Origin of the sequence: Rheinheimera nanhaiensis E407-8 (assembly GCF_000296695.1) — a bacterium.
In the GTDB taxonomy this organism is placed as follows: domain Bacteria; phylum Pseudomonadota; class Gammaproteobacteria; order Enterobacterales; family Alteromonadaceae; genus Alishewanella; species Alishewanella nanhaiensis.
The window spans coordinates 18464-36712 of the sequence record NZ_BAFK01000005.1; the positions used below are offsets into that span (position 1 = coordinate 18464).

General features: G+C 52.2%; 13 protein-coding genes. 2 read left to right on the top strand and 11 right to left on the bottom strand.

Translation table 11 applies throughout. From position 1 onward, the window contains the following. Nucleotides 1–63 precede the first annotated feature (63 nt). Both RNAN_RS05315 and RNAN_RS05320 read right to left on the bottom strand, forming a co-directional pair. The gene (locus RNAN_RS05315) at nt 64–1095 is read right to left on the bottom strand and encodes a substrate-binding domain-containing protein (RefSeq protein WP_008219555.1); all 1032 of its coding nucleotides are present in this window, start codon (nt 1093–1095) and stop codon (nt 64–66) included. 105 nt (nt 1096–1200) lie between these two features. Then, nucleotides 1201–2736, bottom strand: coding sequence for a GGDEF domain-containing protein (locus RNAN_RS05320; protein ID WP_158467506.1), 1536 nt, complete (start codon nt 2734–2736; stop codon nt 1201–1203). Between the two features lie 455 nt (nt 2737–3191). Between RNAN_RS05320 and RNAN_RS05330 the strand changes: the two genes are divergently transcribed. Then, the gene (locus RNAN_RS05330) at nt 3192–5768 is read left to right on the top strand and encodes a S8 family serine peptidase (RefSeq protein ID WP_008219561.1); all 2577 of its coding nucleotides are present in this window, start codon (nt 3192–3194) and stop codon (nt 5766–5768) included. 256 nt (nt 5769–6024) lie between these two features. On the opposite strand, the gene RNAN_RS05335 is transcribed toward RNAN_RS05330, so the two are convergent. From RNAN_RS05335 to RNAN_RS05355, 5 genes are all read right to left on the bottom strand, one after another. Further along, nucleotides 6025–9126: a S8 family serine peptidase gene (locus RNAN_RS05335; RefSeq protein WP_008219562.1), complete on the bottom strand. Its 3102-nt coding sequence runs from the start codon at nt 9124–9126 to the stop codon at nt 6025–6027. Nucleotides 9127–9458: 332 nt separating this feature from the next. Further along, on the bottom strand, nt 9459–9950 hold the full coding sequence (locus tag RNAN_RS05340; protein ID WP_008219565.1) for a PEP-CTERM sorting domain-containing protein: 492 nt from the start codon (nt 9948–9950) through the stop codon (nt 9459–9461). Between the two features lie 211 nt (nt 9951–10161). Then, complete coding sequence (gene tdh / locus RNAN_RS05345) at nt 10162–11187, bottom strand: L-threonine 3-dehydrogenase (RefSeq protein ID WP_008219567.1); 1026 nt, start codon at nt 11185–11187, stop codon at nt 10162–10164. Nucleotides 11188–11202: 15 nt separating this feature from the next. Then, nucleotides 11203–12399 carry a glycine C-acetyltransferase gene (locus RNAN_RS05350; RefSeq protein WP_040551784.1) on the bottom strand — a complete coding sequence of 399 codons (1197 nt, stop codon included), beginning with the start codon at nt 12397–12399 and terminating at the stop codon, nt 11203–11205. 140 nt (nt 12400–12539) lie between these two features. Further along, nucleotides 12540–13187: a TetR/AcrR family transcriptional regulator gene (locus RNAN_RS05355; RefSeq protein WP_008219571.1), complete on the bottom strand. Its 648-nt coding sequence runs from the start codon at nt 13185–13187 to the stop codon at nt 12540–12542. A 117-nt stretch (nt 13188–13304) separates the two neighbouring features. Here RNAN_RS05355 and coaD point away from each other — a divergent pair, with 117 nt between their 5' ends. Further along, nucleotides 13305–13787: a pantetheine-phosphate adenylyltransferase gene (gene coaD / locus RNAN_RS05360; RefSeq protein ID WP_008219573.1), complete on the top strand. Its 483-nt coding sequence runs from the start codon at nt 13305–13307 to the stop codon at nt 13785–13787. Between the two features lie 26 nt (nt 13788–13813). On the opposite strand, the gene nagP is transcribed toward coaD, so the two are convergent. The 4 genes from nagP to nagK are packed head-to-tail and all read right to left on the bottom strand — an operon-like array spanning nt 13814 to nt 18198. Further along, nucleotides 13814–15109: an N-acetylglucosamine MFS transporter NagP gene (nagP, locus tag RNAN_RS05365; RefSeq protein WP_008219575.1), complete on the bottom strand. Its 1296-nt coding sequence runs from the start codon at nt 15107–15109 to the stop codon at nt 13814–13816. Nucleotides 15110–15135: 26 nt separating this feature from the next. Continuing rightward, nucleotides 15136–16257, bottom strand: coding sequence for an N-acetylglucosamine-6-phosphate deacetylase (gene nagA / locus RNAN_RS05370; RefSeq protein ID WP_008219577.1), 1122 nt, complete (start codon nt 16255–16257; stop codon nt 15136–15138). Nucleotides 16258–16272: 15 nt separating this feature from the next. Next, entirely contained in the window at nt 16273–17271 is a 999-nt protein-coding gene (nagB-II, locus tag RNAN_RS05375) for a glucosamine-6-phosphate deaminase NagB-II (RefSeq protein WP_008219579.1), read from the bottom strand. A gap of 12 nt (nt 17272–17283) precedes the next feature. Then, nucleotides 17284–18198, bottom strand: coding sequence for an N-acetylglucosamine kinase (gene nagK, locus RNAN_RS05380; RefSeq protein WP_008219581.1), 915 nt, complete (start codon nt 18196–18198; stop codon nt 17284–17286). Nucleotides 18199–18249 lie beyond the last annotated feature (51 nt).

Consider the following 18249-nt stretch of genomic DNA (forward strand, 5'->3'; position numbering starts at 1 on the left):
CTGGCAGGCAAAAAAAGAGAACCCATTACAGGTTCTCTTTACCAGGCTGCATTAGTATAGTGCTTACAGCGACTTTTTCAGCCGGATGTTTTCACTGATCGCAGCACGCTCGTCATCTGACAGCGGAATTAAGCCGGCACTTTCCAGCACGCTACCAAAGCCCGACATACCCTCACTGACATGGAACATCGCGTATTCCTGTAAGCCCGGGATCACGCCGATATGGGCGCCTTTAATGTAGATGTACAGTGGGCGGGATACCGGATACTCACCAGAGATAATAGTATCCAGGTTAGGCTCGACACCCGATACCGTCGCGACCTTAATGCGGTCACGGTTGGCTTCATAGAAGCTCAAACCAAACACACCAATAGCATCCTTTTGCGCGGTTAAACGCGCCAGGGTTTCAGTGTAATCACCCGCGATCTCCACTACGCGACCATCGGTGCGCATGGCAGTACAGAACTTTTTACCCGCGTCTTTATCCATGGCGTTCACTTCAGTCAAAGTCTCACAACCGGGTACTACCACTTTTTCTTCATAGACTTCACGGGTACCGTGATTAGAGCCCGGAATGGCCAGCAAAATTTCCTGATCTGGCAGGGATTTGTCAATCTGGTTCCAACGGCTGTATGGGTTAGCCACCATTTTGCCATTTTGTGGCACTTGCGCTGCCTGAGCTAAAAACACATGCACCGGCTCCAGTTTAAACACCGCAGCATCGGTACGAGAGGCAAACACAATGCCGTCGTAACCAATTTTCACTTCAATGATTTCCTGAACGCCATTAGCTTTACAAGCTTCAACTTCATTGGGGCGAATTTTGCGTGATGAGTTCGCCACATCAATAGTATTGGCCCCCACACCCTGGCAGAACTGACGCAGGCCGCCAGATGAACCGCCAGAGCCTACCACCGGCGTGCGAAACTGGGCAAAGTTATTACCAAACTCTTCCGCTACGATAGAGGAGAACGGCAACACGGTAGACGAGCCGGCAATTTGGATAGTGTCACGGCTTTGTGCTTGCGCCACACCCGTTACGGCAAAAGTCATGCTGGCAGCCAGCAACAGGTTAGACAGTTTATTCAGCTTCATATCAATTCCTCGGTTATCCGAACTGGGTATGACGGCATTTTGCTGCATTTTTATTGCAGTAATATGACAACCGGCAATTAAATTGCCGACAGCAGAAAAACAGCGTTAATACATGACGGCGCAGCGATTGCGCCCCAGGTGTTTTGCCTGATACAGCGCCTGATCGGCGCGTAACAGTAATTTGTCCAGGTTATCCTGCTGTGGCAGGTACATGGCAATGCCGATACTGCAGGTTACCTGCAATTGCTCACCACAGCTTAGGGTAAAGGGGTGCTCAGCCACAGCGAGGCGCAAACGCTCGGCAGACAAAATGGCGGTTTGCAGGTCAACTTCGGGTAACAGGATAAAAAACTCTTCGCCGCCATAGCGGCCGGCTAAATCCGTGTCGCGGATATTGCGCAGACACAATGCAGCGAACTCGGCCAGCACCTTATCGCCGGCAGCATGGCCGTGCTGGTCATTAATTTTCTTAAAATGATCGATATCCAGCATTAGCACAGCTAAATTTTTCTGATAACGATTAGCCCGGCGAATTTCTGCCTGCGCCTGTTGCATGATGACCCGGCGGTTCGCCAGCCCGGTTAAAATATCGGTGCTGGCTAGCTGCAACAATTCCTGATTGCGCTCTATCAGTTGCTGTTCGGTCTGTGCATGACGGGCAATTTCCGCTTGCAAGGCTCTGGCCAGCCGGCGGTAACGCAAGGTAAAAAAGCTTAGCAGCGACATTAACAACAGCATCAGTAATACCGACTTAAGTAACAAGCGGTAATCCACCACGGCCTCTGTCGCCGACTGATAAATAAAGCCGTCCAACGGTTTTAGCTGGTCAATCATGCCCAGCTGCAAATACATAGCGGCAATTTGCTGCCAGCGCCCGGCGTTCATATGACCAATTTCCACCAGTTCGGGCATGATTAACTGGCGCAGTACTCTGGCCTCATACTGCAAGTGTGCGATGCTTTTTTCCGGCGCATAGCGCTGATGAATATGCGCTACAGTGTAATCGATATTATCCAGCGCAAAGCGCCAGCCACGTAAACTGGCCTGCAAAAAGGCCTCGGCGGCAACAGGGTGCTGTGCCAGCCAATCAGCATGCCCAACCAAAATATCCTGATAAAAGTTCACACCATATTCGATGGGCTGGATCACCCGGTACGGTACGTCCATCTGCTCGAGCAGATAAGGCTCGTTTGACAGGTAAGCGTTAAAGGCATCCGACTGACCACTGAGTAAATTGTCCAGCTTCATCGAAGAGCTGCTCAGCTTGAGCTTACTGATATCAATACCTTCTTTGGCAAATACAGCCAAAAGCTCAGTATTTTCCTGTGACAGTGTCAGCTCCAGCCGTTTTTGCGCCAGATCCTGCAGCGTGTAAATGCCGGAGTCGGCGCGTACCAGCCAGACGCTGGGTGATTTTTGCATAATCGCCGCCAGCGCCACCACTGGCTGGCCTTGCAGATAAGTTAACAGCGCACCGGATGCTGATACGGCAAACTCGGCTTCACGCTTTAGCACCTGGTCCAGCGCCGCGATACCGGGGGCTCCGGGCATAATCTGCACATCCAGCCCGGCTGAATGATAATAGCCTTGCTCCAGCGCCATATAATAGCCGGCAAACTGAAACTGATGGTGCCAGCGCAATTGTAAGCGAACCGTGTTGGTCTGTGCTGCTGCCTGGCCGACGAAGACGCAGCAACTTAACAACACCATCAAACACTGGTAAAGGCATGTAGTGTGACGCTGCACTGCTCTGTTCCTAAAAAATAAAACTGAAGTAGCTGCTTCAGTATAGGCTAGTCTGCCACGACAGAGAGCTATGAATTGGCCCGCTACATCAATTAAAAAAATGCAACATATTAACAACATACGGCGACACACCAATAAATGTCAGCTTTGTTTACAATTTTAACTGGTCATGCCTGTGTACATTTTCAGCTTATTTTTGTTAACCGGCACAAAATCGTCTTTGCTAAGTACGGCTTAATTTATGCGTTGAGCCATACCCTGAGTATTTTTGCCACTCGGGAAAACGGTCGCCAGGCAGGCATGGGCTGTACTGTTAAGGCGATGTAAAATAAGAAAAGGAGTCTTCATTTATGTTTTCGAAGAAAAAAAGCAAAGCCAATCTTAGTGTCCATGTAGCTTCAGTTTGCTTGCTGGCAGCCAGTATCCACGCTGCAGTTGCTCAGCAACAACTTGCTGTTAGCGCTGCCGAGGGCGGCAACCTCTGGTTTGTTGAACTGACGGATAAGCCAGTTGCGGACGGCAATTCCAGAAAAAATGTCACCGCAGCACAACAACAATTTCGTTTAGCTGCCAGGGATGCCGGTGTGACATTCACTGAGCGACGCCAGTTCAGTACCCTGTTTAACGGTTTCTCTATCGAAGTCAGCCCGGCACAGCGCGCTAAGTTGATGCAATTGCCTGGCGTTAAAGCCATTTACCCGGTTGAACTTATTCAGGCACCAACGGCAGATGTCAGTATGGCTGGTTCTGCTGCCGATATGGCCAGTGCTATCGGCATGACAGGTGCTGATATTGCCCAGAATGTGCTGGGTTATACCGGTAGCGGCATAAAAGTGGCAGTAATGGATACCGGTATTGATATTGACCATCCCGACTTTGGCGGCAATGGCAGTAATGGCAGCACCAGCTTCCCCACTGCACGCATTGCCTATGGCTACGACTTTGTCGGTGATGCCTTTAATGCTGACCCTTCCAGTCCAAGCTATAACCCTATAGCCACACCGGACAACAACCCAGACGATTGTGGCGGCCACGGCACCCATGTAGCCGGTATTGTTGGCGCAAACGGGACAGTGAAAGGCGTTGCGCCGGATGTTACTTTTGGTGCGTACCGGGTGTTTGGCTGTAATGGCAGCACTACCGCCGACATTATGATTGCCGCAATGGAGCAGGCTTATAATGATGGTATGCACATTCTGAATATGAGCATAGGCTCGGCTTTCCAATGGCCACAATATCCGACAGCACAAGCTGCCGACCGTTTAGTCGACAAAGGCATGGTGGTAGTAGCTTCTATCGGTAACAGTGGTGCCAACGGCTTATATTCCGCCGGTGCACCCGGCTTGGGTGAGCATGTTATTGGTGTAGCCTCTTTTGATAATGTGGCCAGTACCTCAGCAGTAGTGGAAGTTAACGGGCAGGATATTGCCTATAACACCATGACCTTTAGCGGACCAGTGCCAACAGCAGGCTCTGGCGATGTCGTGTTTATTGGCCAGGCATGTAACACTGACCCGTTATTAGTCAGCCCCGCCGGTAAAATTGCCCTTGCCGTGCGTGGAGTGTGTCCCTTTGGTGAAAAAGCAGCCAATGCCATTAATGCCGGTGCCAGTGCCGTGGTGATCCATAACAACGCGCCCGGTATTTTTAGCGGTACCCTGGGTGGTCAAATTGGCGATGGATCTGTCCCTGTGATAAGCATTTCTCAGGCTGATGGCTTATTTATCCGGGCGCAAGCTACGCCAGTGTTAAGCTGGACTGATCGCACTATGCAGGTTGCGCTACCAACTGGTGGCTTAATCTCCAGCTTTAGCTCCTATGGCCTGTCACCTGATCTGGCGTTAAAACCGGATATAGGTGCGCCAGGCGGGGTAATTTACTCCACTTATCCACTGGAAAGCGGTGGTTTTGCTACCCTGGGTGGCACCTCGATGTCGTCGCCACATGTTGCCGGTGCTGCAGCCTTATTGCTGCAAGCCAAACCAGACACGCCGGCGATGGCGGTACGCTCAGTACTGCAAAACAGTGCTGATCCGAAAAACTGGTGGGGCAACCCCAATATTGGCTTCCTGGATAACGTGCATCGCCAGGGCGCAGGTATGGTAGACGTGGCGGGCAGCATTACTGCCAACACCTATATTACGCCGGGTAAAATTGCCACCGGCGAAGGTGAGAGCGGCTCCTTTACACAAACCCTAACGGTGCACAATAAAGGCACTGAGGTGGTAACTTACCAGCTCTCATCCATTAATGCGTTATCCACCGGCGGCATTATTACGCCAAGTTTCTTTGCCAGCGACGCCAGTGTCAGCTTCAGCAGTGATACGCTGACGGTAGCGCCAGGTAGTAGCGCAATGGTAGACGCAACCATTACTCCGGCGTCGCAACCGGTTAATGGTCAGTACGGCGGCTATATCGTGTTTACACCAGAAGATGGCGGCCAGGTTTATCGCGTGCCCTTTGCCGGTTTTGTTGGCGACTATCAGGGTATACAGGTATTGGCCCCAACCGGTAATGGCTTCCCCTGGCTGGCAAAACTTGAAGACGGTTTCTTCAACAATTGCACAATGGCTTGCAGTTACACCATGCAGGGCGACGATATACCCTGGTTCCTGATCCACTTTGACCACCACGCGCGTTATATGGAAATGAACATTCTGCATGCTGGTTCAATGCAGCCGGTACATCCGGTATTCCATAAAACCAATGTGTTTGACTATCTGCCACGTAACAGTACTGCAACTGGTTTCTTTACCTTTAGCTGGGATGGCACTCGCATTCACAGCAATGGCGGCAAAGGCAAAACCAAAGTAGTACCAAACGGTGCTTATGTACTGCAGTTAAAAGTACTGAAAGCTTTAGGTGATGAAAGCAATCCGGCGCACTGGGAAACTTGGACCTCACCGGTGATTACTATTGCCCGCTAAGCGTTAGCAGCAATGAGAAGGCGAACTTAGGTTCGCCTCAGCTCAATGACAAACCCCGGTTTTTAACGCCGGGGTTTGTTTTTTGGTTGTGATTTTAGTTCTGCCGACGTTAGTTTTCTTAACGCTATGCAACCGCTGTTAGGTTTTATGCCGTGGCACAGACGTAATAGGATTAAAGTCCCACATCAACGTACAGGACTTTGTCAGCTTGCTGAGCCCGGCAAACAGCGCCGGGCCTCACCTTTTCTAACACAGGTTAGTTGGCAGTAATTTCCAGTAAGGTACTGTCCTGCTCTACCCCATCGGCATCATAAAACATCGCCACACCCAAATAAGGGAACGGGCTTGCAGCGAGGTTAGTGGTCGTAACCGTCACATTATTAAACCGTCCCATAATAGCGCGCGGGCTGGCCGCAATTCGGGTTGACGCTTCTTTGGCATTCACTATCCAGAACGGCATAGTGTAGCTGGCTTCTGCTGCACCACCTAAATCATAGCCATGTACAAACGCCAGATAGAAATCGCCTGCGGCACCATTATTGGCTGGCTCTGGGTTCATTATAGTCACCACTTCGTTCCCACCTGCTGCGGCTGATGAGCCAACAGCAGTGCAGCTGTATGCAATGCAGCGATAGACATAAAGATCCAGATCGGCACCGGGCACAGAGGCCAAGGCTTCATACAGGCTAAAACGCGCGACTTTAGTGCCTGCTGGCACCAATAAAGCGTGGAAGCCCAAGCCTGGCTCGTTAAAGACAAAGTTTCTGTCAGCATCTTGTGCGACCACATCGGAAGAGCCAAAGGGCGCACTTACGCCAACAATAGCCGCACTGGTGGTACCGCTGTAGTTCATTTCTACCGGGAAGCTCACCCGGCCAGCTTTCGCTTTTATGGTCGCGTTAATAGACTCAGGCGCAACAATCAGCTGGGGTGATTCTACTTTAATCGCAATCGGGCTACGTACACTATGTACCCCATTTGACCAGGTAATAGCACCAAAGCTCCAGCTGCCAATAGTGGCGTTGGCATTGGGTGTAAATGTAATGCCATAGCTTGCTGAGCCATTCGCGGCTACCGACATTTGGTTGCCACCATCATCGGTAATGAGTTCAACATCAACACCCGCCGGCGCTTCCACTGTTGCGCTGTACACCGAGGCACTGCCAGATACATCCGTCACCTGACGCACTATCGTCTCAGCACCGGTTAATTCAGCAATAGCGATTGAAGGCAGGTTTAACTGACTAGGATCAGTGTTGTAGCCCGCGGCTTCAAACTGCGCACAGCTAGCTCCGGTAGTGTTAAGCACAAAGTTTGCATTACCAACGCCGCAAAGGAAGGCGAAATAATCAAGGTTGTCAATATCATAGGTTAAACCCGGATTAATTGACTTATTCGGCACCGCATGGCCGGCACCAAAATCAAAGGCATCAGCTGGCGTAATACCATTCTCTTTGGTTAAATTCTGCCGGGCAGTGGTCATCAGCGCTGACTTGATCATCGCCGGTGTCCAGTTCGGATGGCTTTCTTTAACCAGTGCTGCCATACCCGCAATATGTGGGCTGGACATAGAAGTACCCTGCAGGTAAGTGAAGCTGACACCGGCAGGCGTTAACATAGGCTGTGACGACGCACCGGCCAGAATTTTTACCCCCGGCGCGGTAATATCAGGTTTAATCACATCAAAACTGGCCAGGTTAGGCCCGCGTGATGAGAACCCGGCCATCAGGTTGCCCACTTCGACTACGTTATCGACAAACACCGACGGGCTCATTTTGATATTCACTACACCGCCAGCGGTTACTTCGGCATTGAATGCACTACCAGCAGCTAAGGTGGTCATTACTGCCGGAATGCCAAAACTACCGGAGCCGCCCATCACGATGGGTGCAGCAGGTGAATTGTTGTACATTACCACGCCTGCGGCTCCTGCAGCCTCGGCTTGACCCAGTTTAATATCAAAAGCACAGGTACCACGCTGAATCAGCACAAACTTACCTGCTACCTCAGCAGCATTACTCAGTGGCGCACAAGCTTCTAACGGCATAGCAACCGCCAGATCAGCGCTGATTTCACCGGTAACGCTCAGCGGTAATGAGGTTCCACCTTCTACCGCAATGTAGGTGCCTTGCAATGGCCCGGCAGTTACCTCGATACCATTGGCAATACTGGTGCCATCATAGGTAGAGGCGGCGACTGTGGTTACCCAGGGCGCCGGCGTACCAACGGTGCCTGCCGCCGGGCCGCTGTTACCTGCAGAGACGGCAACGAAAACACCCGCCTGAGCTGCGCGTAGCTTAGCTGCTGCCGCCATAGTGGTGAGATCCGTTAAACTGCCACCAATAGAGTAGTTAATGACGTCCACACCATCAGCCACTGCCTGATCGATAGCCGCCATGGTATCACCATAGAAACAGCCACGCTCGGCAACGCCCTCAGGGCTAACATAGCTGCTGTTCCAACAGGCCTTATACATAGCAATACGGGCGCGCGGCGCTATACCGGATACGGTTGCCACTGGCGTGCCGTTAAATACTGCTGTGACCCCCTCATTACCGCCGGCAGTTGAGGCAACATGGGTACCATGGTTGTCGGCATCCCGCGGCGAAACAAACTCACCGGGCTGTAAGTCGTACACGCTTTCAAAGGTGTTTTTGTAATAACGCGCACCAATCAATTTATTGTTACAACTAAATTCGGTGTCTTCGCCGACATCACAACTACCTGCCCAGCCTGGTAGCGGTGCATAAGAGCCGTCATCGGCAAAGCTTGGGTGCTCAGGCCAAATACCGCTGTCGACCACACCTATCACCACATCTTCGCCTTTCACCCCCAGCGTATGCAGGCCTTCAGGGCTTTGCGTTAAGCCTAAAAACGCCGGCGTGTTAGAGGTAGTCATTTGCTGGGCTTCATCGCGCCAGACACCGGCAACATTGGGATGGTTACGCAGCGCTTCGGCTTGTGCCGGGGTTAATCTGGCGGCAAAACCATTAAAGGTATGCGTGTAAGAGTACATCACCTCAGCTGCGCCTGTGCTACTGGCCAGATGTTGGTGAAACGCTTTAAGTGAACTGGTGTAGTTTTGCATCCGGGCTGAGCTGGCGTTATAGCGGTTTAGTGCCTTAGTCACAGACTGCCTGGCAGGTAACAGCTCACCCAGCTCCTGTGCTTTTTCAATACCACTCTTGCCTTTAACTTGCACGATATAAGGTGCCGGCGCAGTGTCAGCGGCGGCCAGGGTTAACTGACCAGCATCGACGTTTATCTGATAAGGGCTATTTGCCTGTTGTGCACTTACTGTGCCTACCGCCATCGCCACGGCGACCGCGGTTTTGGATACCATTTTATTAAATTGCATGTGTTTTCTCCGTTTATGCCGCTGCGCCAGGCCTCAACACTTGCTACTGTTGTAGGCCATGATGTTCGGCGTGCGCTGGCATTTTTTTATTCAGCAATATCTTTTTTGGCGCATCTTTTAGTCTGTACAACAAATAGCCTGTACACTAACCAAGATGCGATACCCTGGCTGTATAAAATTCCGACCCCCCAGCAAGCCATACCTGATGTAACAATTTATTCAGATAGGGCTGCGCCCAGCGTATTTGAAATGTTAATGGCAATAACACTTGTAAAGACGCCATGCGTAAGCTGCTAAAAAAGCTGACACTTAGAATGTCGTAATCGGTCGTTTCAGCGCCGACGACGTAACAATAAGCCGCCCATCGCTGCCAGCATCAGGAGCGCTGTTGCCGGCGCTGATACCAGGGTTGCGCGCCCCAAGGCGAAGCTGCCGGCATCAATAAATTGGCCATCAGTGCTGAAAATATCCATAAAGCCTTCGCCAAACTCCGCGTCCCAGAAGCCCTGGAAGGCAAAAGTATTGCTAAGGTCATTTACGTCGAAATTGAAGAAAGTGAAACCGGCCGCTAAGTCCAGTGGGTCATAGTCAACAATGAACAGGAAGCTTTCACCGATGGTGAGACCAAACAGTTCAAATAACTCCCATTCCAACACATTGCCAGACTCATCGATATTATCTAAATCGATGGATAACACACCAAAGCTGCTGCCATCTTCAAACAGAAACTCTTGCGTCATGATTGGCGCTGCCTGTGCTGATTGAGCCAGTGGCAGTGCGCTAAGTAATAGGGTGGATAATGCAAAAACGATCGACTTCAACATGGATATACCTCTGAATGTTGTTATTTATTATTGTGCAAGATTACGGCTTGCCGCACGGGCAATGCATAAAACAATCCAACTAAATATTTTGTTAAAGAACAATTAGTTAAGATTTTATTGTTGGCGTTTTTGCAGGAAAAATCTGCCGATGCTAAAAAAGCAGACATAAAAAAAAGCGAACCGAAGTTCGCTTTTTTTATGATGGGGATATTTACGACCAGTTAAGCACCACTTTACCGGACTGGCCTGAGCACATAATGTCGAAGCCTTCCTGAAAGCGTTCCATCGGCAGCTCGTGCGTAACCATCGGCGTGAGATCCAGACCGGACTGAATTAAGCTGGCCATTTTGTACCAGGTTTCAAACATCTCACGGCCGTAAATGCCTTTGATCACCAGACCTTTAAAGATAACCTTGTTCCAATCAACCGCCATATCTGATGGCGGAATACCCAGCATGGCAATTTTGCCGCCGTGGTTCATGGTATCCAGCATGCTGCGAAACGCCGCCGGCACGCCTGACATTTCCAGGCCCACATCAAAGCCCTCTGTCATGCCCAGCTCTTTCATCACATCTTTTAGGTTTTGCTGGCTAACATCCACCGCGCGGGTGGCGCCCATTTTCAGCGCCAGCTCCAGCCGGTAGGGGTTCACATCAGTAATCACTACATGGCGGGCGCCCACATGGCGCGCTACCGCGGCTGCCATAATGCCGATAGGGCCAGCACCGGTGATAAGCACGTCTTCACCGACCAAATCAAATGACAGTGCGGTGTGTACCGCATTACCGAACGGGTCGAAAATAGCGGCGATGTTATCCGGAATATTGTCCGGCAGTTTAAAAGCGTTATAGGCCGGAATCACCAGATATTCGGCAAAAGAGCCGGCGCGGTTTACCCCCACACCAATAGTATTACGGCACAAATGCACGCGGCCAGCACGGCAGTTACGGCAATAACCACAGGTGATGTGGCCTTCGCCCGACACCCGGTCGCCCACTTTGAAACCGCGCACTTCAGAGCCCATGCCTTCAATAACGCCGACATATTCATGCCCCACTACCATACCGTGTGGAATGGTGTTTTGCGCCCATTCGTCCCACTTGTAAATGTGCACGTCGGTGCCGCAAATGGCAGTTTTTTTAATGCGGATCAGTACATCGTTCGGGCCCACTTCCGGCTTTGCTACCTCGGTTTGCCAAATGCCCGGTTCTGCTTTTAACTTTGCTAATGCTTTCATTTTCACGCCCCGCCGTTAGGCAATCACGCCCATGTCTTTACCAATACGGATGAAGGCGTCTATCGCCTTATCCAGTTGTGCTTTGCTGTGTGCTGCTGAAATTTGGGTACGAATACGCGCCTGGCCTTTAGGTACCACCGGGAACGAGAAACCGACCACATAAATGCCTTCAGCCAACATACGTTTGGCCATCTCAGCCGCTACCTTGGCATCGCCTAACATCACCGGAATAATGGCATGGTCTTTACCGGCCAGGGTAAAACCGGCCGCTGACATTTTTTCGCGGAAATAATTGGCGTTGTCCCACAGTTTAGCCCGCAGTGCATCACCCTGCGCCAGCATATCCAGCACTTTAATTGACGCAGTTACGATAGACGGCGCCAGCGAGTTTGAGAACAAATAAGGCCGTGAGCGCTGGCGCAGCCAGTCAATCACTTCTTTTTTGCCCGAAGTATAACCACCGGATGCACCGCCCAGCGCCTTGCCCAAAGTGCCGGTAATAATATCTACTCTGTCCATCACGTCGCAGTATTCGTGCGTGCCGCGGCCATTTTTACCAACAAAACCCACCGCATGGCTGTCATCGACCATCACCATGGCGTTGTATTTGTCGGCCAGATCACAGATAGCTTTCAGATCGGCTATCACACCGTCCATCGAGAACACACCATCAGTGGCAATCAGCTTAAAGCGGGCACCCTCGGCATCGGCCTGCTTTAACTGGGCTTCCAGCTCGGCCATATCGTTGTTGGCGTAGCGGTAGCGCTTGGCTTTGCACAGACGCACGCCGTCGATAATAGAGGCGTGGTTTAGTGCATCGGAAATCACCGCGTCTTCCGCGCCCAGAATAGTTTCGAACAAACCGCCGTTAGCATCAAAGCAAGAGGAATACAGAATGGTATCTTCAGTGCCTAAAAAGGCGCTAATTTTGGCTTCCAGCTGTTTGTGGATATCCTGCGTGCCGCAAATAAAGCGCACCGACGCTACACCAAAACCGTGGCTGGCAAGCCCCTGTTGCGCGGCGGCGATAAGGTCAGGGTGATTGGCCAGGCCCAGATAGTTATTGGCGCAAAAATTCAGTACCTGCTGGCCGCCAACGGTGACATCGGCCTGCTGCTGCGAGGTAATAATACGTTCTGCTTTGTATAAACCTTCTGCGGTCACATCGTCTAGTTGTTGTTGTAGATGCTGCAGAAAAGCGCTGTTGCGCATAAAGCCTCCTGTGTAGGGGGTGAGGATAGTAAAAACGGCGCCATTGTAATGCTTATGGCCGGCCGGCGCAGCGCTTTTGTACTTACTCAAGCGCTGCTCAGACCTGCTGTTGTAAAGATTAGCCTACAATTTCAGCAAGGTTAGCTTGCCAGTGCCTCGTAATGTTGCTGCAGGCGGGCAATGCGTGGTTTAGCCTCGGCGGTAGCGTAGGGTTTAAACAGCAACAGCACCTTTAACACGCCCTGATACACACTGGCTTTGTCTATCGCTTGCTGCGGTGCCTGGGTTTTTAAATAGCTGATCCAAAAGGTTACCAGCAGCTTAATGCTGTGCGCCAGATCAGTAATATCATCATCATCAATATCAATTATGTCGGACTGTTTCAGCGCTTTGAGTACCGCTGTTACCCGCACCAGCACGCCCTGCTGCACGTGCTGATAATCCTGCTGCAGCGCCGGGTCGCGCGATAAAATATCTGGCAGGTTGGCGTAAAAAAAGTGAAAGCGCCACATCAGTTCAAACACCGCATCCAAATAACAGGCCAGTGCATCTAAGGCTTCAGCTTTATCTGACGGTGGTTTAATCCGGGTTTCCAACAGCTTGGCGTATTCTTTAAAAATGTGCCGTACGATGTCTTCTTTATTACGAAAATGGTAATACAGGTTGCCAGGGCTGATGCCCAAATGGGCGGCAATATGGTTGGTGGTGACCTGGCGCTCTCCCACCTGATTAAACAGCTCGATGCTGGCCTGCAGAATTTTATCTTTGGTTCTGAGCTTTTTTTCCATCTGCGAAACAGGCTTATAGTTGGCGAAATTAATTTGCTATAGTAACGCCAAATTGACTAAAAACTCTAGTCGGGCCGTTTTAGCGCGCTAACCTGATAATGGAATGCTAATAACATAATGAAAATAAATGCAATTTACCCAGGCACCTTTGATCCCCTCACTAACGGCCATGCCGACCTGGTGCAACGGGCCGCCCGTATGTTTGACCAGGTTATCGTAGGCGTAGCCGCCAACCCCAGCAAACAGCCGCTGTTTAGTCTGGACGAGCGCGTCGCACTGGCGCAGCAGGCTTTTAGCAACATAAGCAATGTGCGGGTGATTGGTTTTTCCGGCTTACTGGCCAAATTTGCCGAGCAGCAAAACGCGCAGGTGCTGATCCGTGGCGTCAGGGCGGTGGCCGATTTTGAGTACGAATTTCAGCTGGCCAGCATGAACCGGCAACTTAACCCGGCGCTGGACAGTATTTTTATGACGCCGTCTGAAAAAAACACCTTTATCTCCTCGACACTGGTAAAAGAAGTGTGCCGCCACGGCGGCGATATCTCCAGTTTTGTACCCACCCATGTTGAACAGGCGCTAAAAAGTAAACTGAACTTATAACAGCAAACTTACCTAATACTGCTGGCTTAACGCCAGCGTGTCAGCTTGTGGCCTTTTACCGCGTAAAACAGAATAAACAGGTAGCACGGCAGCATGACAATATAAGCACCTTGCTGCCCCAGGCCACTACTACTTAACAAGCCCCAGGCCAGCGGGCCAAAAGCACCACCGGCTATACCCATAATGAGCAGCGCTGCGCCGACACTGGTTAACGCACCAAGGCCAGATAGCGCCAGCGGCCACACCGCCGGCCAGACAATGGCATTAGCCAGCCCCAGCACCGCTATATATAGCAAGGTGTCAGGCAGCGCCGTGCCGCCAAAGGGCACCAGCAGCGTATTGGCAATAGCATAAGAGCCGGTATCCCCCAGCGTAATGGCTAAGGTAAGCAGCACACCCAGCACCGCAGAGACCGCCAGGGCTGCCTGTTGCGACAGCACTCTGGGAATAAGCGCGATACCCAGTACATAACCCAGCACCATACAGGCCATGGTATAAGAGGTCATCACCGTATAGCGCTCGACCCCCAGTGACAAAGCAAATAAGCCGATGGTGTCACCGGCAATGACCTCTACCGCCACATAAACAAACAGCGCCAACACACCAAGCGCCAGGCTGGGCCGGGCCAGCGCAGCTTTAACCTGACCGCGGTTGTCGCTGTCAGCCTCTTTTACCAGCTCGGGCAGCGGCGCATATTTTACCGCCAGTGCCAACAAGCCTAAAAAGGCCGCCAGGCCCAGATAAGGCAGTACCAGACTGCCAGCCATGGTGTCGATTTGCGCTTGAGTCATTACGCTGTCGTTATTGGCGACAAACCCTTGCGCCATCAAAGCGGTAAACACTATAGGGGCAACCACACCGGCGGTTTTGTTTAAAATGCCCATAATGCTGATGCGCACCGCGGCAGTTTCTTCAGGGCCAATTTTTACCACATAAGGGTTTACCGCCGTTTGCAGCAGTGTCTGGCCGGCACCTATGACCAACTGCGCTAACAGAAACAGCACAAAGGTTTGCGTTTGGGCGGCAGGAATATACAGCAAACCGGCCAGCATCATGGTGGCCATACCCAGCGCCATACCATTTTTATAACCCACTTTACGGATCAGCCAGGCCGAGGGCAGTGCGGTAAAGGTTACTGCGATATAGAATGAGAACAGCACTAAGGAGGCCTGCAACGGCGTCAGTTGCAGCATTTGTTTTAAGTACGGCATTAAAGAGCCATTAAGCCAGGTCGCAAAACCCAGCACGAAAAATAAGATGGCCACTATCACCATCGGGATCAGGCTGCTGCGTGTTGGCGCCTGTGTTGCTGTTGTATCCATTAAGGTTCCCCGTTTTTATGTAATTATTATTTTGTCTCTATCAGCTGCTGTTGGCCTTGTATCCAACAGCCTTGTACCTGAAAGTCAGTGTCGAGCAACACCAGATCGGCAGCGGCCCCTACCCTGATTTGGCCGCCAGCAGACAAGCCTAAAAATTGTGCCGGATACAACGAGGCCATCCGTAGCGCTTCATCCGGCACAACCCCCAGGGACTCAATGGCATAACGCACCGCGCCGGCCATGTCCAGCACTGAGCCGGCCAGCCGGCCCTCTGCGTCGGTAAGCCGGTTACCCTGGCGTATTACCTTGCCGTCGAACAAGTCAAACTCTGTCGCGTCAGTGCCTACCGGTGACATCGCATCAGTGACTATCAGCAACTTACCTTTAGGCTTCGCCGCCAGCGCGACTTTGGCGGCCAGTGGGTGCATATGGTGGCCATCAAAAATCACGCCGCACCAGCTGTCGGCATCGGCCAGCGCCACGCCAACCATACCCGGCTCACGCGAGGTTAACGGCGACATAGCGTTGTATAAATGCGTAAAACCGGTGGCACCGGCGTCTAACGCCGCCTGCACAGTAGCCGCATCCGCGTTGGAGTGCCCCAGGCAGACAATCACCTTTAACGCGGTCAGCTGTTTGATCTGGGCCGGACTGACGTTCTCCGGCGCCACCGTAAGCAGTTTAATGCCTAAATCGGTACGGCCATATAATGCCAACTCCTGCTCACTGAGCTCGCGGATATGCCGGGGCGGATGCACGCCTTTTTTCGGCAGCGATAAATGCGGCCCTTCAAAATGCACACCGATAATGCCGGGCTCATTGGCTGCAATGGCCCCGGCTATCGCATCGGCTGCCTGGTGCATCACCTCGATGCTATCGGTAATCACAGTCGGCAGCATGGCGGTGGTGCCAAACCGGGCATGCGCGCTAAGCATCGTCTGCAGGCTGTGTAGATTGGGCGTGCTATTAAACAGCACCCCGCCGCCACCGTTAACCTGGATGTCGATAAAACCCGGCACCAGCATGCCGGATATGATGTCGCCGCTGGCAGGGGTGATGGCCTGCACCAGGCCGTTGTCGATGACAACGCTAACATTTTCCCGCCAGTGATGGCCGTCAAACAGCCGGCTGACATTCAGTTGCTGCATAATTTACAACCTTCTTTAAACCGTTTTCGTGACTTTATTCAGCCCCGGCGGCGCATCCGGGTTAATGCCGCGCCGGTGTGCGACCACTTCCACATCAAGATAAAACCGCTGTAACACCAACAGCGGCAACAAGCGCGGGTGAGCACTAATACCACGATGATGCAGCTGCACCACAGCAGCGCCGCGCCGGGTAACCTCGGCAATTTGTGCCTGGTGTGCGCTTAAGCTTTCATCTTCTACAGTCACATCGACAATAGCAAACTGATTTTTTACCAGCGTAACCGGGCCATGTAAAAACTCGGCGCTGGAAAAGGCCTCGGCATGAATACCGCACACTTCTTTTAACTTCAGCGCAATTTCACGCGAAATGGCATAGCCCAGGCCACGGCCCAGCACCACTAAATGCGCCACAGTACCAAGTGCCTCGGCTTTAAGCTGTGACGGCAGTGCAATGGCCGCCTGCAGGCTTTGCGGCAACTGCGCTAAGGCTTGCTGCAGTTCACGGTTAGCCGACCACACCGACACCAGTTGCAAAATCGCACTTAAGGTTGCCAGGTAACTTTTGGTTGCTGCGACGGCTTTTTCTGCACCGACATGCAACGGCAGCACAAAGTGCGCCTGCTCCGCCAGCGGCGAGCTGGTGTCATTGACCAGCGCGACCACCATAGCGCCACTGCGTTTGGCCATCTCAACCTGCGCTAGAATATCCGGGCTGCGGCCAGATTGTGAGATCACCAGCACCAGCGCATCGGCCAGTTGCAGCCCTTTGTTATACACACTGGCGATAGACGGCGCGGCGGCAGCCACCGGCAAGCCCAGCTCAATCTCAATCAGGTATTTGGCAAACACACCGGCATGATCAGAAGAGCCACGACCCACCATGTACACAAAACGCGGTTTACGTGCCTGAATTTGCGCCACTACCTCGGCGACAACACCGGCGTTAGCCGTTAATTGTTCTGCAATGCGCGTTGGCGCTTCTGCGGCTTCCTGCGCCATGATACTGTTGTACATAACTTTATTTACCTATAACGAGAGTGCGATAGACTGCGCCGAACTGCTTTGCCGGGCAAACCAGATAGCGCCAAGCTCCGGCGTTTGCAGGGCCGGAGTAACCTGTTGTTGAATATCGGCGGGCAGATAAGGCAGTAACTTCGGCGCCAGGCCGCCAATTAATGACAATCTCGGCGGTCTGGCGTTTAACAGTCGCCGGGCAATCGCAGTGATAAAACCAGCGCCTTGCGTAACTAGCTGCAGGGCAGTGTCATCGCCCGCTTCGGCTGCCGTAAATACCAGCGGGGCAAAACGGGCATAAGTGGTAGGCGTGGCATGCATAAAGTGCGATACCAGCGCCATCGTATCCTGCACCGCTAACTGCTGCTGCAGCAACTCGGTCATCAGTGTGGCCGGTGCCAGCTGATCCAGGCTCAGCAGCACCTTATGCAGCAGCTGCATGCCAAACCAGGCGCCGCTGCCATTATCACCGTAAGGAAAACCGTGGCCGCCTACTTCAATCAGCTGGCCGTTAACGGCCGCCAAACCACAGGAACCAGTGCCAATAATAATTACCGCGCCATCCTGGCCCTGATGCGCGCCCATACAGGCAATGTGCAAGTCACTGGTCAGGTGCAAAGCTTTAAACGGGTGCTGCCAGTCGCTGAACATTTTAAAGTACTGCGGTACATTTAAGCCGGCCAGGCCAGCGCCTACCGTTAGCCGTGCCATGTCATTAAACGCCAGTCCCGCACAGGTTAGTGCCTGCTGGGTGGCACTGATAATGGAGTCAGTCGCCGTTTTCATGCCGCGCAGCGGGTTGGCCGGCCCGGACAACCCTTCTCCTAATACCTGCTGATCGGCGGAGACAATTACCACCCGGCATTTGCTGCCACCACCATCAATCCCCAGATATAACGGCGTATCACCACCGTGCGCTACACTCATCCTGTCCACCCCTTGCACTCTTTGCTGAAATACGCTGCGCGTTTCGCTTAT

What these genes read in the sequence shown, in the direction of transcription:
- RNAN_RS05315 (WP_008219555.1), bottom strand. Translation starts at nt 1,095, where the DNA reads ATGAAGCTGAATAAACTGTCTAACCTGTTGCTGGCTGCCAGCATGACT.
- RNAN_RS05330 (WP_008219561.1), top strand. Translation starts at nt 3,192, where the DNA reads ATGTTTTCGAAGAAAAAAAGCAAAGCCAATCTTAGTGTCCATGTAGCT.
- RNAN_RS05335 (WP_008219562.1), bottom strand. Translation starts at nt 9,126, where the DNA reads ATGCAATTTAATAAAATGGTATCCAAAACCGCGGTCGCCGTGGCGATG.
- RNAN_RS05340 (WP_008219565.1), bottom strand. Translation starts at nt 9,950, where the DNA reads ATGTTGAAGTCGATCGTTTTTGCATTATCCACCCTATTACTTAGCGCA.
- tdh (WP_008219567.1), bottom strand. Translation starts at nt 11,187, where the DNA reads ATGAAAGCATTAGCAAAGTTAAAAGCAGAACCGGGCATTTGGCAAACC.
- RNAN_RS05350 (WP_040551784.1), bottom strand. Translation starts at nt 12,399, where the DNA reads ATGCGCAACAGCGCTTTTCTGCAGCATCTACAACAACAACTAGACGAT.
- RNAN_RS05355 (WP_008219571.1), bottom strand. Translation starts at nt 13,187, where the DNA reads ATGGAAAAAAAGCTCAGAACCAAAGATAAAATTCTGCAGGCCAGCATC.
- coaD (WP_008219573.1), top strand. Translation starts at nt 13,305, where the DNA reads ATGAAAATAAATGCAATTTACCCAGGCACCTTTGATCCCCTCACTAAC.
- nagP (WP_008219575.1), bottom strand. Translation starts at nt 15,109, where the DNA reads ATGGATACAACAGCAACACAGGCGCCAACACGCAGCAGCCTGATCCCG.
- nagA (WP_008219577.1), bottom strand. Translation starts at nt 16,257, where the DNA reads ATGCAGCAACTGAATGTCAGCCGGCTGTTTGACGGCCATCACTGGCGG.
- nagB-II (WP_008219579.1), bottom strand. Translation starts at nt 17,271, where the DNA reads ATGTACAACAGTATCATGGCGCAGGAAGCCGCAGAAGCGCCAACGCGC.
- nagK (WP_008219581.1), bottom strand. Translation starts at nt 18,198, where the DNA reads ATGAGTGTAGCGCACGGTGGTGATACGCCGTTATATCTGGGGATTGAT.